This window comes from Stenotrophomonas sp. TEPEL (genome assembly GCF_004348785.1).
Taxonomy (GTDB): domain Bacteria; phylum Pseudomonadota; class Gammaproteobacteria; order Xanthomonadales; family Xanthomonadaceae; genus Stenotrophomonas; species Stenotrophomonas indicatrix.
This window is the reverse complement of record NZ_QQXJ01000001.1, coordinates 1,788,501-1,806,528: the sequence shown is the minus strand read 5'-3', so window position 1 is coordinate 1,806,528 and position 18,028 is coordinate 1,788,501. Positions and strand designations below refer to the sequence as shown.

Sequence of the window (18,028 nt, the reverse complement as noted above, 5' to 3'; positions counted from 1 at the left end):
GGCTCGATGGCGCCATCCATGGCGCCAACGGTCCTGCAAGCCCACGCCGCCCCACCTGTGACATATTTCCGGTGACGGTGCGAATCATCCGGGGCCTGATCCGTTCTCCTTGGAGAACGGATCAGGCCCCTTTCTGTTCGTGGATGCCGGCGGTTGCGGGCGCCGCCCGGCGGGACTATTCCGTGAGGGTGATCGGGGTCAGGGTGACCTTGGCGTTGTTGGCCGCTCCCATCCGGTCCTGGTAGGCCTGGCCGCGCTGCAACAGGTAGTAGCTGTCGATATAGTCGATGTCGTTGGCAAACCACGACGTGGGCATGGCCTTGAGGATCGCGCCTGCGATGTCGGCGATGACGGCATACTCAGGGGCGAAGGCGCCCAGTGCGGCTTTGACGCCGTTGCTCAGCGCCACCAGCAGCTCCTGGTAGTTGGTATCGCCGTCATCTTCGAACAGCTGCACGTTGGCGGCGTTGAAGCGATAGTTGCCCCAGATGATCAGCGGTTGCTGCGGGGTGTAGTCGGTACCGTCGTAGTCCAGGTACGGCATGTCGACGGTGACCATCTCCGGTGCGGTGGCGCCCACCTGCAGACCGGAAACAACAGCGAACACCTCGGCTGCCCCCAGCGCCCAGGGCTCCTGGTCGTCCGCCAGGCGGATGCGGTCCAGGCGGGTGATATCCAGCGACGCCTGCGTGCCGTCAGCCGACAGCTGGATGCGTTCGGGCGATTGCAGGCCGCGGGCCTTCAGCCCCGCATTGACCAAGGCCATGCCCTCCTGCACGGCACGCCGCGTGTCGACGTCGACGATCAGCACCGGAAAGTCCGGGGCCCGTTTCGCATCCAGTACATGCGCGCGGCCCTGCGCATCGTAGGCGGTGATCGTGGTCCAGTCGCGATCATTGCCACGCGGCAGACTGGCCACCCACAGCGGATGCGCATTGATGGCCGCCAGCGAGTGCCCCTCGGGCACGTACGCACGCAGCTGCAGCAATCCCTGCCCCTGTGCCGGGAGCCCCTTGCGCTGGCGCAGCTGGCGATCGCCAGCTGCCAGCGATGCACTGGCCAGCGTCTGCGCCTGCGGATCGAAACGACCCATCAACGATTGCACCGACACGCCCTGCTCCGGCGCCGCATGCAGCGAGCTGCGCACTGCATCGGCGAACCCTGGCTGGGCGATCAGTGCCGCCACCTCGCGCGCACCGGCATCGGTCAGCACCTGCACATCGGCGCCGCCGGCCCTCACCGGTCCCTGTGCGAAGGCCCCCGTGCTGGCCAGCAACAGCACCAGTGCGGAAACCCGAAACCTCCATTGCTTCGTCATCGACGGCTCCATTGAACGTCGCCGGCAACCCCGGCAGGAGCTTCCCACGCTACGACGCACGCGCCATACGTTCCGGTATGTGCCGCACAGTTCCGGCAGTGTCCGGCGAAAAGCAGCCGAGCGTGGGCTCGGCTCTACCCGTTTCTGATTTCCGTCGCTGACCGCGAGAGGACTCAGCCGTTGGCCATCCACTTCAGGATCAGCCCGGTCACATACGCCAGGCCGGTACCGGTGGCATAACCGACCGTACCGAGCAGCACGCCCACCGGCGCCAGCGTCGGATGGAATGCTGCCGCCACCACCGGTGCCGAGGCGGCGGCGCCGATGTTTCCCTGCGAACCGATCGCGAAGAAGAACAGCGGCGCACGCACCAGCTTGGCCACGATCCACAGCACAAGCACGTGGGTGGCCATCCAGATGGCCCCGAGCAGGAACAGCCACGGACGATCCAGCAGCGACAACAGGTTCATCTGCATGCCGATGCAGGCGATCAGGAAGTACAGGAACACGGTGCCCAGGCGCGAGGCGCCTGCCGCTTCCAGCCGGCGTGCGCGGGTGAAGCTGAGCGTCAGGCCCATCGCGGTGGACAGCAGGATCACCCACACAAACTGGCTGTCGAGGCTGAACTGGCTGGCCCAGCTGACATTGGCCTTGAACCAGCCCGACAGCGGTGCGGCGATGGCATGGGCCAGGCCGACGCCACCCAGTGCCACGCCGACGATCACCATCAGATCGGTCATGCTGGGGATGCGCGCGTTCTGTGCCTCGTAGGCGCTGATGCGCGCCTTCATCTCATCGATGGCGCGGGTGTCGGCACCGTTGCGGGCATCGATCTGCTGGGCGCGGTTGGCCATGAACAACAGGATCGCCATCCACAGGCTGGCGCAGGCTACGTCGACCACCGCGAACTGGCCGAAGGTGGTGGCATCGGTACCGAACACTTCGCGCATGGCGACCATGTTGGCGCCACCGCCGATCCAGCTGCCGGCCAGCGCTGCCATCCCGGCCCAGGTGTCGCCAGCCACGGTTTCCGGATGGATCAGCTTCATCACCTGGAAGGACACGATGGCGCCGAGCATGATGCCGACGGTGCCGGCGCAGAACACCAGCAGCAGCTTCGGCCCCAGCTTGGCGATGCCCTTCAGGTCGATCGACAGGGTCAGCAGGACCAGTGCCGCCGGCAACAGCACATCGCGGGCGACCGGGTTGTACAGCGAGGTGTTGTGGCCATCGATGACACCGGCGGTGTTGTAGATGGCGGGGATGAAATAGCACAGCAGCAGTGCAGGTACCCAGGCGAAGATCTTCTTCAGCAGGGGCGTCGGGCCACTGGCGGCCCAGAAGATCAGGGCAAGGGTGGCGGCGATCAGACCAAGGCCAACGATGTCGTTGCTGATCAGGGCAGTAGCGGGTTCGGTCGGCATGGGATCCTCTGTCGATCGAAAGAGCGGAAAAGAAAAGCGCCGCATAAGCGGCGCCGGTCGAAATTAACATAGTCTTCACGCAGGGTCATGCTGCGCTGCTTGCGGCGTGGCGTGGGCCCGCCGAGAATCGCGGCATCCCCTTCCGGAGCCCCGCCCCATGCAACTCGGTGCTTTCTCGGTCAGCCTGGCGGTGAAGGACCTGGCCACCTCGCGCACGTTCTACGAAGCGCTGGGGTTCTCGGTGACCGGTGGTGATGCGGCGCAGAACTGGCTGGTACTGCGCAACAACAGCATCGTGGTCGGCCTGTTCCAAGGCATGTTCGAGGGCAACCTGCTGACCTTCAACCCCGGTTGGGACCAGCACAAGCAGGAACTGGCGTCCTTCCAGGACGTACGCGAGGTGCAGGCCGAGCTGGATGCCAAGGGCATCGCGCTCACGGCGCGTGCCGATCCCGATGGCGAAGGTCCGGCCCATCTGCAGCTGACCGATCCGGATGGCAACGTGATCCTGATCGACCAGCACGTGGCGCGGCCAACGGGGCGGTGACGCGGCCAGTGTGCCAACCAAGGTTGGCACCTACCGGAACGCACGCGGCCATTGCCTGGCAGGCGTCGACCTTGGTCGAGGGACAGGTCAGCCTGGCCGCGATGTACCAAAGTCGAGCGAGGCCAGGGTACCGCGCGGCTGGCAGGGCTGCAGCTGCAGGGTCCAGCCCAGGTGCTCGCACAGCCGCGCGATCAGCTCCAGGCCGATGCCGCCGCGGTCGCCGCGCCCACCGCGGGCCATCCGCGCGTGGATCGCCGCGATCTCCTCCGGGCTCATGCCATGGCCGGGGTCCTGCAGGGTCAATACCGCTGCCGAGGTCAGGCGCAGCTCGATATGACCGCGGCCGCTGTTCTCGATGGCATTGCGCAGCAGGTTGCCGATCGCTGCCTGCACCACCGCCAGCGGCGCGACGATGTCGACCGGCGCGGCCTGGATGCCGATGCTCAGGTCCTTGTCGCCCAGCAGGTGGCGATGGTCGTCGACGATCTCCGGCAGCAGCTGGTCCAGCGCGATGCGCTCGGCCCGGGCAGCCAGGCGAGCGGGATCACGCGCCAGCACCAGCAACAGCTCGATCAGCTGCTCAACGCCCTGCGCGGTACGCAGCACGCGCTGCATCTGCTGTCGTGCACGCTCAGGCAGGCCAGGCTGCTCCAGCGCCAGTTCGGCGGCACCGGTCATCACGGCGATCGGCGTGCGCAGTTCATGGCTTGCGGTGCTGATGAACACCCGCTCGCGCTCGACGAACTGCTCGTTGCGATCAAGGTAATCATTCAGCGCATCGGCGATGGTGTGCAGCTCGGAACTGCCGCGCGGATCGACGTCAATGCGCTGGCCCTGCACGCCGGGTCGCAGTGCACCGATGTGCTGGGCCAGCAGGCTCAACGGGCGCACCATGCGCTCCATGCCGAAGGAGGCCATCAACACGGTGACGAAGATCATGATGATGCCGGCCAGCATCACCCAGCGCGTGGCGAACTGTTCCAGGTCGTGGAAATCGGAAATGTCCAGGGCCAGCGCAACCCGTCCCATCGAGGCGGTATCGCGCACCATCACCGCCGTCTCGCGCTCGCCGATCATCACCCCGTCATGCAACCCCGGATGCAGGGTGCGCAGGCTGGCGGGCATGTTGGCGTCATTGAAGCGGAACAGGCTCAGCGTGTCCGAGTCCTGCCAGCGATAGTGCGGCTCGTGCTCGGTGTGCTCGACGATGCTGTCCAGTTCGGAATTGAGCAGCGCGCGCCACGCCGCGTGCTCGGCGTGTTCGTGCACGTAGTTGCCCACACTGAACACCGCCAGCGAAATCAGCGCCAGGTAGCCCAGCAGCCACCACACCACCCGCCGGTACAGCGGCCCGGGCTTACGCGCCATCGTCATCGTTCCGTGCGTCCGCGCCTGCGGTGGACGCCAGCCGGTAGCCCACCCGTGGCAGGGTGTGGATCAGCTTGTCGGCAAAGGGGCCGTCCACGCTGCGGCGCAGCTCGTACACATGCGAGCGCAGCAGGTCGCCGTCCGGTGGTTCGTCACCCCACAGGGCGAATTCCAGCTGCTGCCGGGTGACTGCGCCCGGGCTGGCGCGCATCAGCACTTCCAGCAGCTTGCGGCAGGCCGGGTACAGGTGCAGTACCTGGCCGGCGCGCTGTGCCTCCAGGCTGGCCAGGTCCAGCACCAGGTCGCCCACCTGCAGGCGCTTGCGCGGATTGCGACCCTGCGCACGCAGCAGCAGCGCCTCCAGGCGCACTTCCAGTTCCGGCAGTGCGAATGGCTTGGTCAGGTAATCATCTGCGCCAGCCCGGAAACCGGCAATCTTGTCCGGCAGTTCGTCGCGTGCGGTCAGCATGATCACCGGCACTTCCGAGGCATGCTCGGAGCGCAGCCGGCGCAGCACCTCCGGGCCTTCCATGCGCGGCAGCATCCAGTCCAGGATCACCGCGTCATACGGGTGGCTGCCGGCCAGGTGCAGGCCGGTGATGCCATCCGGGGCAACGTCCAGCACATGCCCGCGCGACTCGAAATAGTCGAACAGGTTGGCCACCAGCTGGCGGTTGTCCTCGATCACCAACAGGCGCATGCACGAAACATCCACGGGAAGTGCCACCATGGTAGCGCCGCGGATGTCGGAATGCGGTCGCCGTGGCGGCGCCTCCGACGGCTTTCCCACGCCCCTCTCATCAGAATGGCCGTTTTGCTCCTGGAGCCTGCCGTGCCCGTAGCCCTGCCCCGTCGCTGGCACCTTCCCCTGCTGTGGCTGCTGATCGTGATGGCGCTGGCGGCCGGGCTCGGCATGCGCCAGCCACAGCCACCGGACGAACCACGCTTCGTGCTGGCCGCGCGTGCCATGGTGGATAGCGGCGAGTGGCTGCTGCCGCACCGGGGCAGCGAGCTGTACGCCGAGAAGCCGCCGGTGTTCATGTGGCTGCAGGCCGCCGTCCACCAGGTGGTCGGCAGCTGGCAGTGGTCGTTCCTGCTGCCGTCGCTGCTGGCTGCGCTGCTCAGCCTGTGGCTGGTGTCCGACCTGGCACGCCGGCTATGGTCGCCACGGCATTCGCTGTATGCACTTGGCGCACTGTTCTGCACCCTGCAGTTCGGGCTGATGGCCAAGCGCGCGCAGATCGACATGGTGCTGGTGGGCATGACCACCCTGGCCCTGTGGGGGCTGCTGCGCCACCTCTGCGAGCGCCGCAACCTGCCGGCCCTGTGGCTGGCGGGCTTCGCTGCTGGCGTCGGCACGGTGACCAAGGGGGTGGGCTTCCTGCCCTTGCTGATGGTGCTGCCCTGGCTGGGCTGGCGGTTGTACCAGCGCCGTCGTGGCCAGCCGCTGGACGGCCCCCACCCCGCCAGCCTGCTGTGGCTGATTCCGGCCTTCCTTCTGGGTACGGCGGTGTGGCTGGCACCGCTGGGCTGGGCGCTGCTGCATGAACCCAGTGCATCGCTGCAGTCGTACGCCCACGAGCTGTTGTTCAAGCAGACCGGCACCCGCTATGCCAACGCCTGGCACCATCGCCAGCCGGCCTGGTACTACCTGCAGGTGATCGCCACGCTGTGGCTGCCGGGTGCGCTGCTGCTGCCGCTGATGGCCAAGCCGTGGTGGCGCCGGCTGCGTCGCGGCGACCAGCGCCAGTGGCTGCTGCTGGGCTGGGCATCGCTGGTCCTGCTGTTCTTCACTGTCAGCCCCGGCAAGCGCGAGGTGTACGTGTTGCCGATGCTGCCGGCGATGGCACTGGCGGTGGCGCCGCTGTTGCCCGGCCTGCTGCGTCGCCTGTGCGTGCGCCGGTACCTGCTCGGCTACAGCCTGCTGCTGATGCTGGCCACCGGCGCGCTTGGCGTGATGATGCTGACCGACAGCCCCTGGGCGCAGGCGCAGCTGGCCCGGCGGGCGATGCCCGACACCCTGCTGCCCGTGTTCGGCGATGGCCTGCTGACCTTCGCCATCGCCGTGGCGACGCTGGCGGTGTGGCTGCGGATACGACGCGCGGCCACGCTGGTACTGCTCACCCACGGCCTGCTGTGGATGCTGTACGGACTGGTGCTGATACCGGCGCTGGACCCCTACGCCTCGGCATCGGCGGTGATGCGCCGGGTGGGCACGCGGATCGGTCCCGATGCGGAGCTGGCGCTGGTGGCCTGGCGCGAACAGAACCTGCTGCAGGCCGACCGGCCGGTGCGCGAGTTCGGCTTCAAGCGGCCGTGGGCAGAGCAGTGGCACGACGCCGGTCCCTGGTTGGCCGAGGCGCCGGACAAGCGCTGGCTGCTGGTACTGGACAAGGCCATGAGCCCCTGTGTCGATCCGGCCCAGGTCATCGATATCGGTGTTGCCAATCGCAATCGTTGGCAGTTGCTTCCGGGCACCGCCTGGAATCCGGCCTGCCATACCGAGCGTGCAGGCGCCAACGACGAAGAAGACTGAATGATGATTCGCGCCGGGCACGGATTAACCCGGCGCAAACGCGTGTACGACCCTTCTCCGACATGCCAGTGACGAGCATGGCCGCGGACCCCCGTAACGGCCCCTTCCCTGCATGCCCGCTCGCCCTCTTGTCCCGGCAGTCTCTTTTGCGCCCTCGTTGCTGGCGTCGCGTTTTGCCGCTACCCATCTTTGGCTGCCCTCTGCTATCGGCATTGCGGTATTCACCGTGCTGATGGGCCTCGGTGGCGACCAGTGGCTGGCCGACCACCTGTTCCGGCTGGAAGGCGGGCGCTGGGCGCTGCAGGATGCGTGGCTGACGCGTTCGGTGGTGCACAAGGCCGGCAAGTGGCTGAGCACCGCTGCGGCACTGGTGGCGATGCTGCTGTGCTTCCACCACTGGCGCCGCGGCCGCGATCGCACGCTGCGCTGGGCGCTGCTGTATGTGGTGGTGGCCGTGGCACTCGGCACCGGGCTGATCTCGCTGCTGAAGTCGCTGGTGCCGATGGCCTGCCCATGGGATCTGCTGCGCTATGGCGGACACGACCCGTTCGTCGGTCTTCTCAGCAGCCGCCCGACCGGCATGGCCGCCCGCGCCTGCTTCCCCGCCGGCCACGCAAGCGCGGGATACGCATGGATGTGCCTGTACTTCTTCGCGCTGCTGTGGCGCCCGGCCTGGCGTTGGGCCGGGCTGTGGATCGGCCTCGGCAGTGGCCTGGTGTTCGGCATCGGCCAGCAGCTGCGCGGCGCCCACTTCCTTTCGCATGACGTTGCCACCGCCTTGATATGTTGGCTGCTGTCGCTGGGCCTGTACCTGATGGTCCGCCGCCAGTTGGATCGCTCGACCCGCCAGGAGGCGATTGCATGAACGCAACGGTCCAACGCTCCTTCCGACTACCCACGCTGGCCAGCATCCGCGCATGGCGGCCGCAGCTGTCCACCGAAGCACTGATCGTGCTGACCAGCCTGTTCTTCGCTGTGGCCGGCAATGGCCTGTTCTGGCACAGCGCCATGGCCAGCCATCCGGGCAGCCTGCGCTATGCACTCTCGCTGCTGTTGCTGCTGCTGGGCGCGCACGGTGTGCTGCTGGGCATCCTGGTGTGGCGCTGGAATGCCAAGGTGGTGATCAGCGTGCTGCTGCTGGTCACCGCGTTTGCCGCGCACTACATGAGCCGTTACCACATCTATCTGGATGCGGACATGCTGCGCAACGTGCTGGCCACCGACCCCAAGGAAAGCCGCGAACTGATGACGGTGTCGCTGCTGTGGCCGGTCCTGCTGCTGGCTGTGTTGCCGATGGTGGTGCTGTGGCGCGTTGACCTGCGCCGCCGCAGCTGGGGCCGCAGCCTGCTGTGGCGCATCGGCTTCCTGCTGGTCGCTGCGGTCACCGCACTCGGTGGCGCGCTGGTGTCCTTCCAGGATGTGTCGGCGCTGATGCGCAACCAGCGCGAAGTGCGCTACCTGGCCACGCCGGCCAATGTGCTGCTGGGGCTGCCGCGTGCGCTGCGCGGCGACAACCCGGTGCAACGCGCGCCGAAGCTGCCGATCGGTACCGATGCCAAGGCGACCCCGCGCGCAGCGACCAGCAAGCCTCGCCTGCTGGTGATCGTGATGGGCGAAACGTTGCGTGCGCAGAACTGGGGCCTGAATGGTGGCCGCAATACCACGCCGGAGCTGGCCCAGGCGGCGGTGGTCAATTTCCCGGACATGCACTCCTGCGGTACCAGCACCGAGGTTTCGCTGCCCTGCCTGTTCTCGCCGTGGGGACGCCACGAGTACGACGAGAAGAAGATCCGTGCGCACCAGTCGCTGCTGCATGTACTGAGCCGCGCGGGCATCGCGCCGCTGTGGCGCGACAACCAGTCCGGTTGCAAGGGCGTATGCGAGGGCCTGGACTTCCAGTCGCTGTCGGATGCGACCACGCCAGGGCTGTGTGCCGATGGCCGTTGCATGGACGAGATCCTGCTGCAGGACCTGGCGACGCAGGTGCGTGCGCGCCCGGGTGATCGGGTGGTGGTGCTGCACCAGCTGGGCAACCATGGCCCGGCCTATTTCGAGCGCTACCCGGCCGCCTTCCGCCGCTTCACCCCGACCTGTGATACCCAGGACATTGGTCGCTGCTCGCGCGAAGAGATCACCAACAGTTACGACAACGCCGTGCTGTATACCGATCACTTCCTGAGCAAGACCATCGGCACGCTGCAGGGCCTGCAGGACTACGACACGGCGATGATCTACCTGTCCGACCACGGTGAATCGCTGGGCGAGAAGGGCCTGTACCTGCACGGTGTGCCGTACGCGATCGCACCGGCCGAGCAGACCCGGGTGCCGATGACGATGTGGTTCTCGCCGGGTTTCGCCAGCAGCCGTGGGCTGGACCTGCAGTGCGTGCGCAAGCGCTCGGCCAGCTACACCGACCACGACAACCTGTTCCCGTCGGTGCTGGGGCTGATGCAGGTGAAGACCTCGCTGTACGAGCGGGATCGCGACCTGTTCGCCGGCTGCGAGAGTTAGGGTTGTTCGGCAGGGCTGCGCCCTGCACCCGCAGAGGCAACGGCAACGGCCGAAGCAACAGCAACAGCGGAGTTCCTGTGGGTAGGCGGGGTGGGTCCGGTTGCGGGGGACGCCGTAAATCCGTCCATGGAGGCTCGGTCGCGCCATCCATGGGCCAAGCCCCCATGGACGGGTTTACCGCGTCCCCCGCAACCGGACCCACCCCGCCATTCCACAGGAAACCTGCTTTTGCTTTCGGCAGTTGCCGTTGCCCTTGCCTCTGCGGGTGCCGGGCGGCAGCCCGGCCGATACCCCTCAGGCTGGCTGGCCGAGCTGTGCCGGCGCGCGCATCAGCGTGTCACGCGGCAGTTCGCCGAACACTTTCCGGTAGTTGTCGGCAAAGCGGGAAAGATCCCACAACCCGCAACTGAGGGCGATGGCCTTGACCGAGCGCCGGTTGGAATCGGCCATCGACAGGCTGCGGCAGGCCGCGCACAGCCGCAGCATCGACAGGTAGCGATTGGGCGAGGTGCCGAACAGATCCTCGAACGCATAGCGCAGGCCACGCTCGCTGACGCCGGCGGCGTCGCAGATTTCATTCATGTAGATATTGCGGCGAAGATTGAGGCGCATGAAGTTCTCCGCCCGCTGCGCGATCAGGTAATGCGTGCGGCGGGCGCGGCTGCAACTGGGCCGATCGGCTGGGCCGGCACCGAGCAGCGCCTGGACATGCTCGTGCAGCAGGCGCTCGGTTTCTTCCGGCTGCAGCCCACCACCCTGCCCCAGCTGCGCGTGCAGTTGCTGGTAATGGCGTACCAGCGGCATCGCATCATCGCCAAGGTTGAACAGTGAAAGCGCCTGCCCCGCCGGTGGCGTGCTGCGCAGGCTCAGCTCGGTCAACTTGCGCTGCACGCGCGCGACCGGCACCAGCATCAGCGTCATCTGGGTACCAGGGCTGAGAGTGAATTCACTGATGCCTTCGGGCATCACGGTCAAGGCCATGCCCGGCGTCAGCGGCACGCCATGGCACCAGCTCAATGCATCATCGGTGGTGTGCAGGTAGCCGAGCATTGCCCAGTCCGGCGGCAGCATGAAACGGCCGCGGCAGTGGAAGCCACAGGTGATGCTGCAGAACAGGGCTTCCTCGTGAACGCGCGAAGCAAATGCCGCGCGCGGACCATTGCCATCCAGCAGCAACAGTTCCACATCGCACACGCGGAGCACGCCGCTCAGCGTGGCCAGGTCGATCGACCTGAGATCGCCGTCGTCGTTGTCTTCCACCCCACCATCGACCATGACAGTGTCGTCCCCCGGTTTGGTCTGCCGCACGACCCCGCCCCCACTGCCTGACAGGGCGCACGCCGTTTCCAAGAGCATCGTCCGTTGCCGAGATGGACACTGCGATGCACGCGCGTCCCTCCCTGAAAATGCAAAACCTTGAATGCGAGTATGCCCGATAATCGGCAGTCGTAAACAGGATGTTTCGACGCTGCGGAATTATCAACTGCGTGAAGAAAATGTGCGCGCCGATGGCATGGTTTTCGCATGCGCGCGGATGGGCATCACATTATCTGCACGACCATGAATCGTTTTGCGCAGGAACGGATTTACGTCACAGATCCGCGCCGCAATATTCAGGCATCCAGCGAATCTGCCGAATTTGCATATAGGTTCCGGTTGCAGGGAACCGCCATTCAGGCAAAGTCGAATACACGGTGATCGGGCCCGCAGACAGCGGCCACACCCAGGGGGACAGCATGACCATGCACGTACGAGATACCGTTTCGACCACCGGCCTGGAGCTGGGTGGTCGTGGTTGCGCGGCCGCTGCCCTGCCCGGGAATGATCACCCTGCTTGAGCACAGCGGGATTGCCCGCCGTGCCTCCTCCGCCAGGATGGCGGGGGCCTACGGACGGTCCCGGCGGAGCCGGGCCACCGGCCATGCAGGTGTCCTGCAGCAACTGACAGGTAGAGGGAGACAACCGTCATGAACGCATCGATCCGCAAGTTCCTGAAAGAAGAAGATGGCGTGACCGCGCTTGAATACGGGCTGCTGGCCGCCGTGATCGCCGGCATCCTGATCGTGGTGGGCAGAACCCAGATCACCGCGTTCTTCACCACGTTGTTCACCCGCCTGCAGGCCATTGCCACCGACGCCACCACCACCTAGCCAGCGCGCAGGGTGCAGCACCTGCGGTCGCTTCGATGGCGGCCGCGGTGGCCGACGAACGGTTCTGCAACTGTCCAGTGACGGACAACGAGGGTGTGCGATGACACTGCTGGGATTGCTGGCCATGGGAGTGTGCCTGCGGATTGCGATCAGCGATCTGTACGCCCGCCGCGTGCCCAACACCTGGCTGCTGGCCGCGTGCGCGATCGCCGTGCCCCTGATCATCGCTGGCCAGTTCACTGCCACGCGCACGGCCTGGGCGCCACATCTGCTGGGCGCAGTGGTTGGCCTGCTGGCATTGCTGCCGTTCCATGCGGTGCGCTGGATGGGCGCCGGCGATGTGAAGTTCTTCGCCGTGCTCGGCCTGCTGCTGGGCTGGAAGGCATTGCTGCCTGTGTGGGTGCTGGCCAGCCTGGCCGCAGGCGCCCACGCCATGCTGGTGCTGGCCGGTCGGCAGTTGGCCGGTCACCTGCCGCTGCGCCTGCAGATGCAGGTAAACCGCGCCAGCACGCACTTGAATGGCCACCCTGCTCTGCGCGAACTGCACGCCGCGCGCGGGGGGCGACAGGGCATTCCCTATGCAGCTTACCTGGCCTTCGCGGCGATTGGCTGGGTGTTGGCAACCACCTATGGAGGCGTCGCATGAAAGCGTTCGCGCGCCAACGCCAACGCGGCGTGGCCAGCATCGAATTCGCGTTGATGCTGCTGCTCGGCCTGGTGCCGCTGCTGCTGCTCACCTTTTCCGGCGTGCTGATCATGGCCGCGCAGCAGACGCTGGCGACGGCCTCGGCCGAGGGCGCGCGTGCTTCGCTGCGCTTTGGCAACGCCGGCGAGCGGCGCACCGCCGCCTGCCTGGCGGCCCGCCGCTCCATGCAATGGCTGTTGCAGTTTTCCGGGCAGAACCCGGACTGCAGCGGCGGCGGCACCGGCGCCATCGTGGTCTCGCCGCAGGCGCCCTGCGCCGGCCTGGCGTCGGTGCAATGCATGACAGTGACGGTGAGCTACGACTATGCGTCCCATCCGTTCCTGCCCGGCACCGCCACGCTCTATGGCTGGGTGATGCGGGCCCCCATCCGCAGCGTCGCGGTCGCCCAGCTGGACCTCGGCAGCAACTGACGATCGGTACAGGAGACGATTTTCATGCTCAAGTTGACCCGCATCGCCGCCATCGCGCTGATCGCGCTCGCCGTGCTGCTGGCCGTGGTCGCCTTCGTGATCGGGCGCAAGCCTGCGGCCTCGGCGGACAACCCGAGCACGATCGTGAAGGCCGATGCGCAGACCTTCAGTGTCGTTGAAGCCACCGCGCGGCTACCCGCCGGCGAGCCGATCAGCGCCAATGGCGTGCGGCTGACGCAACGCACCGCGGAAGTGCCGGGAGCGGTGAACGACCTGGCGGCGGTGGTCGGCAAGGTGCCGGTGCAGGACATCAGCGAAGGCAGCGCGATTGCTGCCAGCCTGCTGGCACAGGGATTCTCGCTGCAGCTGCGGCCGGGTGAACGGGCACTGGCGGTGCCGGTCGATGAGCTGGTCGCGGCAGGCAACCGCATCCTGCCCGGTGATTTCGTCGACGTCTTCCTCAACCTGCGCAGCGCCGCTACCAGCTACAACGGCCAGCAGGACATCGCACAGACGCGGTTGCTGCTGTCACGCCTGCGCGTGCTCAGCTACGGACAGCAGGACATCGCGGCAGCCCCGACGAGCAGCCAGGGCCAGGCCCCGGCCACGGCAGGCAACGACTCACGTGCAGCCGATATCACCAGCGGTTCCAGCAGCGCCCCCAGCAACGCAAACGGTAGCGATGCCACGCAGCCGGCGCGCACCGCGGTGCTGGCTGTACCGGTGGCCGACGCCAACCGCCTGCTGCTCGGCGCACAGCAGGGCAAGCTGTTCCTCGCCCTGCGCAATCCCGCCGATACCGGCCTGCCGGATGTGGCGCTGTTCCCACAGGCGCGCGGCGTGCTGGACCCGGTGCGCGGCCTGGACAACGAGCAGCAGCAGGCCCTGCAGCGGCCAGAGAACAACGCCTACGCCGGCCTGGATGGCGATGCGCTGGCTGGCCGCGGCAGCAGCGCGCACGAAACGCCGGCACGTGCACCGGTGCAGCGTCGCTCGACGCCGCGACCGGCGGGCATCGAAATCATCCGCGGTGACACTGCTGCCCCCCGTGGCTCCCTTTGACCCTTGCCGAGAGCGCACATGACTGAACGTCGCCACCGCCTACGCCCCACTGTCCGCCAGCGCTGGCTGGCCCTGCTGCTGGTGCTGCTGGCACCGGGTGCGAGCGTGGCTGCCGACGATCTGTTGCTGCAGACCCGCGAACAGCGGCCATGGACGCTGCCGGCCGACCTGGAACGGGTTGCCATCGCCGACCCCGGCGTAGCTGACATCTTGATGCTGCGCGGCGCACGCCAGGCGCTGCTGGTAGGCAAGGCCCCCGGCACCACCACCCTGCTGCTCTGGCATCGCAAGCAGAGCGAACCGCAGCGCGTGCAGGTGCGGGTGCAGAGTGCCGTGCAGGGCGCTGCCGATGCCGGCTCCAGCGGACTGGTGTTCACCCAGCAGGACCAGCAGGGGCTGCTGCAGGGAAGCAGCGACAGCGTGCTGGCGCACATGCAGGAGCAGAAGACCGCGGTGATGGCGCTCGGCAAGGATGGCAGCCTGGCCGACGCCTCCACCATAAGCAGCGGCGGCGTGGTGCAGGTCGAGGTGAAGGTGGTCGAGTTCAACAAGACCGCGCTGAAGCAGATCGGCATCAACTTCCAGAACCGCAACGGTGGTTTCGCCTATGGATTCGCGCGGCCGGGCGGGCAGCTGCCAGGCAACACCGGCATCCTGCCTGGCATGAAGGAAGGTGAGTCCAGCAACGAAAGCGAGTCACCGATCTCCTCGGCGTTCAGGCTGGTGTTCGGTTCGACCAAGGGCCTGTGGAACGCCGATGTCGACCTGCTGCAGGCCAACGGCATGGCGCGCGTGCTGGCCGAGCCCACTCTCGTCGCGCTGTCCGGGCAGAGCGCCAGCTTCCTGGCCGGTGGCGAACTGCCGATCCTGGAGCCGCAGGGGCTCGGCACGACCACGGTCACCTACAAGCCCTTCGGCATCGGCCTCACCGTCACCCCCACCGTGCTCTCCCCGAACCGCATTGCGTTGAAGGTTGCTCCGGAAGCCAGCGACCTGGACTACACCAATGCGATCGCGCTCAACGGCGTGCAGATCCCTTCGATCACTACCCGCCGCGCCGACACCACCGTCGAGCTTGGCGATGGTGAGAGTTTCGTCATCGGCGGCCTGGTCAGTTCCACCGTGGCCTCGACGGTCAACAAGATTCCGCTGCTCGGCGACCTGCCGATCATCGGTACGTTCTTCCGCAACTTCGACTACAAGCGCCAGGACAAGGAACTGGTGATCATCGTCACCCCGCGGTTGGTACAGCCGATTGCCCGCAATACCGAACTGCCGCTGCCCGGCGATCGCGAAGCCAAGCCGAACATGCCCGAATGGGGCGCGTGGCTGCTTGGCCCGATCAGCCGCGATCCGGTTCCCGGTTTCTCGCGCTGACCTGCATGACGTCTCCGGTACTACGCCCATGCCCTACGCCACTGCCCTGCCGCTGCACCCGCAAGGACCACCGATGAACCTGGTCCTGTACGGGATCGACCGTGAACTGCTGCCGCGCCTGGCTGCCAAGCTGCCGCCGGCCACGGCACTGCACTGGCAGGACAGCAGCGAGCCGACCTCGGCCCAGGACCTGCAGCGTGGCCCGCAGAACCTGGTGCTGCTGGACTTCCGCCCGGAGCATGCCTCGGCATCGACGGTACTGGCGCAGCAGCTGCAGCAGACCCAACCCGAATTGACCCTGGTGGCGGTGGGCGCCACCAGCGCCGGCCAGGTGGAAGGCGTGGTGATGGCGCTGCGCGCCGGCCTGCGCGATGTTCTGGACCTGGACAGTGACAACACCGGCATCGAAGCCGCCCTGCGTCGGGCTTTGTCACCGCGCCCCGCCGCAAGCGCACAGCAGCCGCACAAGGCGCGCCTGATCGTGCTGCTGGGCGTGCGCGCCGGCGTCGGCACCAGCACATTGGCCGCACACCTGTCGGTGCTCGCACAGCAGACCCGCACCCTGGCCCAGGGCGATGCCGCCGTGCAGGATGGGCTGCTGATGGAGCTGGCGCAGCCGGCCGGCGACCTCGCCCTGTACCTCAACCTGGACAGCCGCTTCCACTACGAAGACGCGCTGCGCAATGCCAGCCGCATCGACGCCACCCTGGCCCGCACGGCGATGGCCCGGCACACCAGCGGGCTGGTCCTGCTCGACCGTGCCAGCGGCAGCGACGCACTGCCGCCGTCCGATCCTGGTACGCTGCTGCAACGACTGCGCGGCGTGTTTTCCAGCGTACTGTGCGATGCCGGCGGCTGCCCGCTGCGGCAGCTGCCGCCGCTGCTGCTGGACCAGGCCGATGAAATCTGGCTGGTGGCCGACGCATCGATCGCCACCCTGGTGTCGCTGGACCACGCCCTGAAGCACCTTTCCGGCCAGCGCGACCGTGAGAAGCGACTGCAGCTGGTGATCAACCGCCACGACGACAACAGTGGCATGAGCCCTGAACAGATCGCGCGCCGCTTCGAGCTGCCGCTGCTGGCCACCCTGCCCGAGCGGTCGCGGGTACGCTCCTCCGCCAGCCATGGCCATCTGCTGCTGCAGGATGCGCCGCGCGACCCGTACCTGCGTGCCCTCGCCCCGCTGGTGCAACGCCTGGATCCGGCTGCCTGCCCGGTCCAGGCGCACGGCCTGCGGGAAAGACTTGCCCTTGCCCTGGGTGGATCGCAATGGAAGACAAAGTGACCCCGTTCCCGCACGTTGTCGCCCGCAGCACGGTGCCGGAACATGCACCGGGCAGCCTGCCGTTCGCACAGACCGAGCAGTACCAGAAGGTGCTGTCGGCCGCGCACGAGCATCTGCTCAACAGCATCGAAGACGAGCGCATCGACATCGATTCCTGGGCGCCGGACACCATCGCCCGCTGGGTGGAAGTGCAGACGGTCAGTTTCATCCAGGAATGGCGCATCCCCATCAACGAAGAAGAAATGCAGGTGGTGGCCGAAGGCCTGGTCAAGGAGCTGACCGGGTTCGGCCCGCTCGATGACCTGCTGCATGACCCCAGCATCGAAGACATCCTGATCAATGGTTTCAAGGATGTGCATGTCTCCCAAGGTGGGCAGCTCAAACGCGCACCTCAGCGCTTCACCGATGACACCCACCTGCTGCGCATCCTGCGCCGCATCATCGCCCCGCTCGGCCGCCGCCTGGATGATTCCAATCCGATGGTCGATGCACGCCTGCCCAATGGTGGCCGCCTCAACGCGATCATCTCGCCACTGGCGGTGGACGGGCCGATGGTGTCCATCCGCAAGTTCCGCAAGGATCCGTTCACCCCCGACGAACTGCTGGCCAAGGGCACCTTCGATGCGCCGATGCAGGCACTGCTGAAGGCGATGGTGCTGGGCCGCTGCAACATCCTGGTGTCAGGTGGCACCAGCTCGGGCAAGACCTCGCTGCTCAATGCACTGGCCAGCTATGTGCCGGCCAACGAACGCGTCATCACCGTGGAAGACACCGCCGAGCTCTCGCTCAACCACCCGCATGTGGTGCGCCTGGAGAGCCGCATCGGTGGCGCCGAAGGCCAGGGCGCGGTCAGCATCCGCGACCTGGTACGCAACAGCCTGCGCATGCGCCCGGACCGCATCGTGGTCGGCGAGGTGCGTGGCGCCGAGGTGCTGGAGATGCTGCAGGCGATGAACACCGGCCATGACGGATCGATGGCCACCATCCACGCCAATTCACCGCGCGACTGCCTGTACCGCATAGAGATGCTGGCCGGCTTCGCCGGTTTCCAGGGCAGCGAAGACAGCCTGCGCCGGCAGATCGCCAGTGCCATCGACTTCATCGTGCAGATCTCGCGCCTGGGCAGCGGCCGCCGGGTGCTGGTGTCCATCACTGAAATCACCGGCGTCAGCGACAACCTGATCACCACCCAGGAGATGTTCCGCCACGAAGTGCAGATCGATGGCAGCGGCAAGGAAATCGACCGTTGGATCGGCCTCGGCTTCCAGCCACATTCGCACAAGCTGGAGCCGTTCCGGCAGTTGCTGCGCGAATCCCTGTACGGCGACTTCTGA

General features: G+C 66.9%; 16 protein-coding genes. 11 read left to right on the top strand and 5 right to left on the bottom strand.

Translation table 11 applies throughout. From position 1 onward, the window contains the following. Window positions 1-175 precede the first annotated feature (175 nt). Window positions 176-1,318, bottom strand: coding sequence for a DUF3103 family protein (locus TEP_RS08135; RefSeq protein WP_165933906.1), 1,143 nt, complete (start codon window positions 1,316-1,318; stop codon window positions 176-178). A 173-nt stretch (window positions 1,319-1,491) separates the two neighbouring features. Further along, a complete protein-coding gene (locus TEP_RS08130) occupies window positions 1,492-2,742 on the bottom strand; it encodes a DUF819 family protein (protein ID WP_132824901.1) in 1,251 nt (416 codons plus the stop codon). 157 nt (window positions 2,743-2,899) lie between these two features. On the opposite strand from TEP_RS08130, the gene TEP_RS08125 reads away from it, so the two are divergent. Next, the gene (locus TEP_RS08125) at window positions 2,900-3,289 is read left to right on the top strand and encodes a VOC family protein (RefSeq protein WP_132824900.1); all 390 of its coding nucleotides are present in this window, start codon (window positions 2,900-2,902) and stop codon (window positions 3,287-3,289) included. A gap of 87 nt (window positions 3,290-3,376) precedes the next feature. Here TEP_RS08125 and TEP_RS08120 read toward each other — a convergent pair whose 3' ends face one another. Further along, window positions 3,377-4,657, bottom strand: coding sequence for a sensor histidine kinase (locus TEP_RS08120; protein ID WP_132824899.1), 1,281 nt, complete (start codon window positions 4,655-4,657; stop codon window positions 3,377-3,379). Further along, window positions 4,647-5,357, bottom strand: coding sequence for a response regulator transcription factor (locus tag TEP_RS08115; protein ID WP_025877081.1), 711 nt, complete (start codon window positions 5,355-5,357; stop codon window positions 4,647-4,649). Before TEP_RS08115 ends, TEP_RS08120 begins: the two co-directional genes overlap by 11 nt. Window positions 5,358-5,489: 132 nt before the next feature. On the opposite strand from TEP_RS08115, the gene TEP_RS08110 reads away from it, so the two are divergent. The 3 genes from TEP_RS08110 to TEP_RS08100 all read left to right on the top strand — a co-directional run bounded on the left by TEP_RS08110 (window position 5,490) and on the right by TEP_RS08100 (window position 9,704). Beyond that, window positions 5,490-7,193, top strand: a complete 1,704-nt coding sequence (locus tag TEP_RS08110; protein ID WP_132824898.1) for a glycosyltransferase family 39 protein — start codon at window positions 5,490-5,492, stop codon at window positions 7,191-7,193. A 112-nt stretch (window positions 7,194-7,305) separates the two neighbouring features. Next, complete coding sequence (locus TEP_RS08105; RefSeq protein ID WP_132824897.1) at window positions 7,306-8,058, top strand: phosphatase PAP2 family protein; 753 nt, start codon at window positions 7,306-7,308, stop codon at window positions 8,056-8,058. Then, complete coding sequence (locus TEP_RS08100; RefSeq protein WP_132824896.1) at window positions 8,055-9,704, top strand: phosphoethanolamine--lipid A transferase; 1,650 nt, start codon at window positions 8,055-8,057, stop codon at window positions 9,702-9,704. The genes TEP_RS08105 and TEP_RS08100 overlap by 4 nt, the downstream gene beginning before the upstream one ends. Before the next feature lie 294 nt (window positions 9,705-9,998). Here TEP_RS08100 and TEP_RS08090 read toward each other — a convergent pair whose 3' ends face one another. Then, the gene (locus TEP_RS08090; RefSeq protein ID WP_025878548.1) at window positions 9,999-10,979 is read right to left on the bottom strand and encodes a helix-turn-helix domain-containing protein; all 981 of its coding nucleotides are present in this window, start codon (window positions 10,977-10,979) and stop codon (window positions 9,999-10,001) included. Window positions 10,980-11,671: 692 nt separating this feature from the next. Between TEP_RS08090 and TEP_RS08085 the strand changes: the two genes are divergently transcribed. The 7 genes from TEP_RS08085 to TEP_RS08055 all read left to right on the top strand — a co-directional run bounded on the left by TEP_RS08085 (window position 11,672) and on the right by TEP_RS08055 (window position 18,028). Further along, a complete protein-coding gene (locus TEP_RS08085; RefSeq protein ID WP_025878547.1) occupies window positions 11,672-11,854 on the top strand; it encodes a Flp family type IVb pilin in 183 nt (60 codons plus the stop codon). Between the two features lie 100 nt (window positions 11,855-11,954). Then, window positions 11,955-12,500: an A24 family peptidase gene (locus TEP_RS08080; RefSeq protein ID WP_132824895.1), complete on the top strand. Its 546-nt coding sequence runs from the start codon at window positions 11,955-11,957 to the stop codon at window positions 12,498-12,500. Further along, a complete protein-coding gene (locus tag TEP_RS08075) occupies window positions 12,497-12,970 on the top strand; it encodes a TadE/TadG family type IV pilus assembly protein (RefSeq protein ID WP_132824894.1) in 474 nt (157 codons plus the stop codon). Before TEP_RS08080 ends, TEP_RS08075 begins: the two co-directional genes overlap by 4 nt. A gap of 24 nt (window positions 12,971-12,994) precedes the next feature. After that, a complete protein-coding gene (gene cpaB, locus TEP_RS08070) occupies window positions 12,995-14,032 on the top strand; it encodes a Flp pilus assembly protein CpaB (protein ID WP_132824893.1) in 1,038 nt (345 codons plus the stop codon). A gap of 18 nt (window positions 14,033-14,050) precedes the next feature. Beyond that, entirely contained in the window at window positions 14,051-15,409 is a 1,359-nt protein-coding gene (locus TEP_RS08065) for a type II and III secretion system protein family protein (RefSeq protein ID WP_132824892.1), read from the top strand. 28 nt (window positions 15,410-15,437) lie between these two features. Continuing rightward, window positions 15,438-16,694 carry a fimbrial protein gene (locus TEP_RS08060; RefSeq protein ID WP_132824891.1) on the top strand — a complete coding sequence of 419 codons (1,257 nt, stop codon included), beginning with the start codon at window positions 15,438-15,440 and terminating at the stop codon, window positions 16,692-16,694. Continuing rightward, window positions 16,679-18,028 (top strand): CpaF family protein, encoded by a 1,350-nt coding sequence (locus TEP_RS08055; protein ID WP_132824890.1) that lies wholly within the window; start codon window positions 16,679-16,681, stop codon window positions 18,026-18,028. Before TEP_RS08060 ends, TEP_RS08055 begins: the two co-directional genes overlap by 16 nt.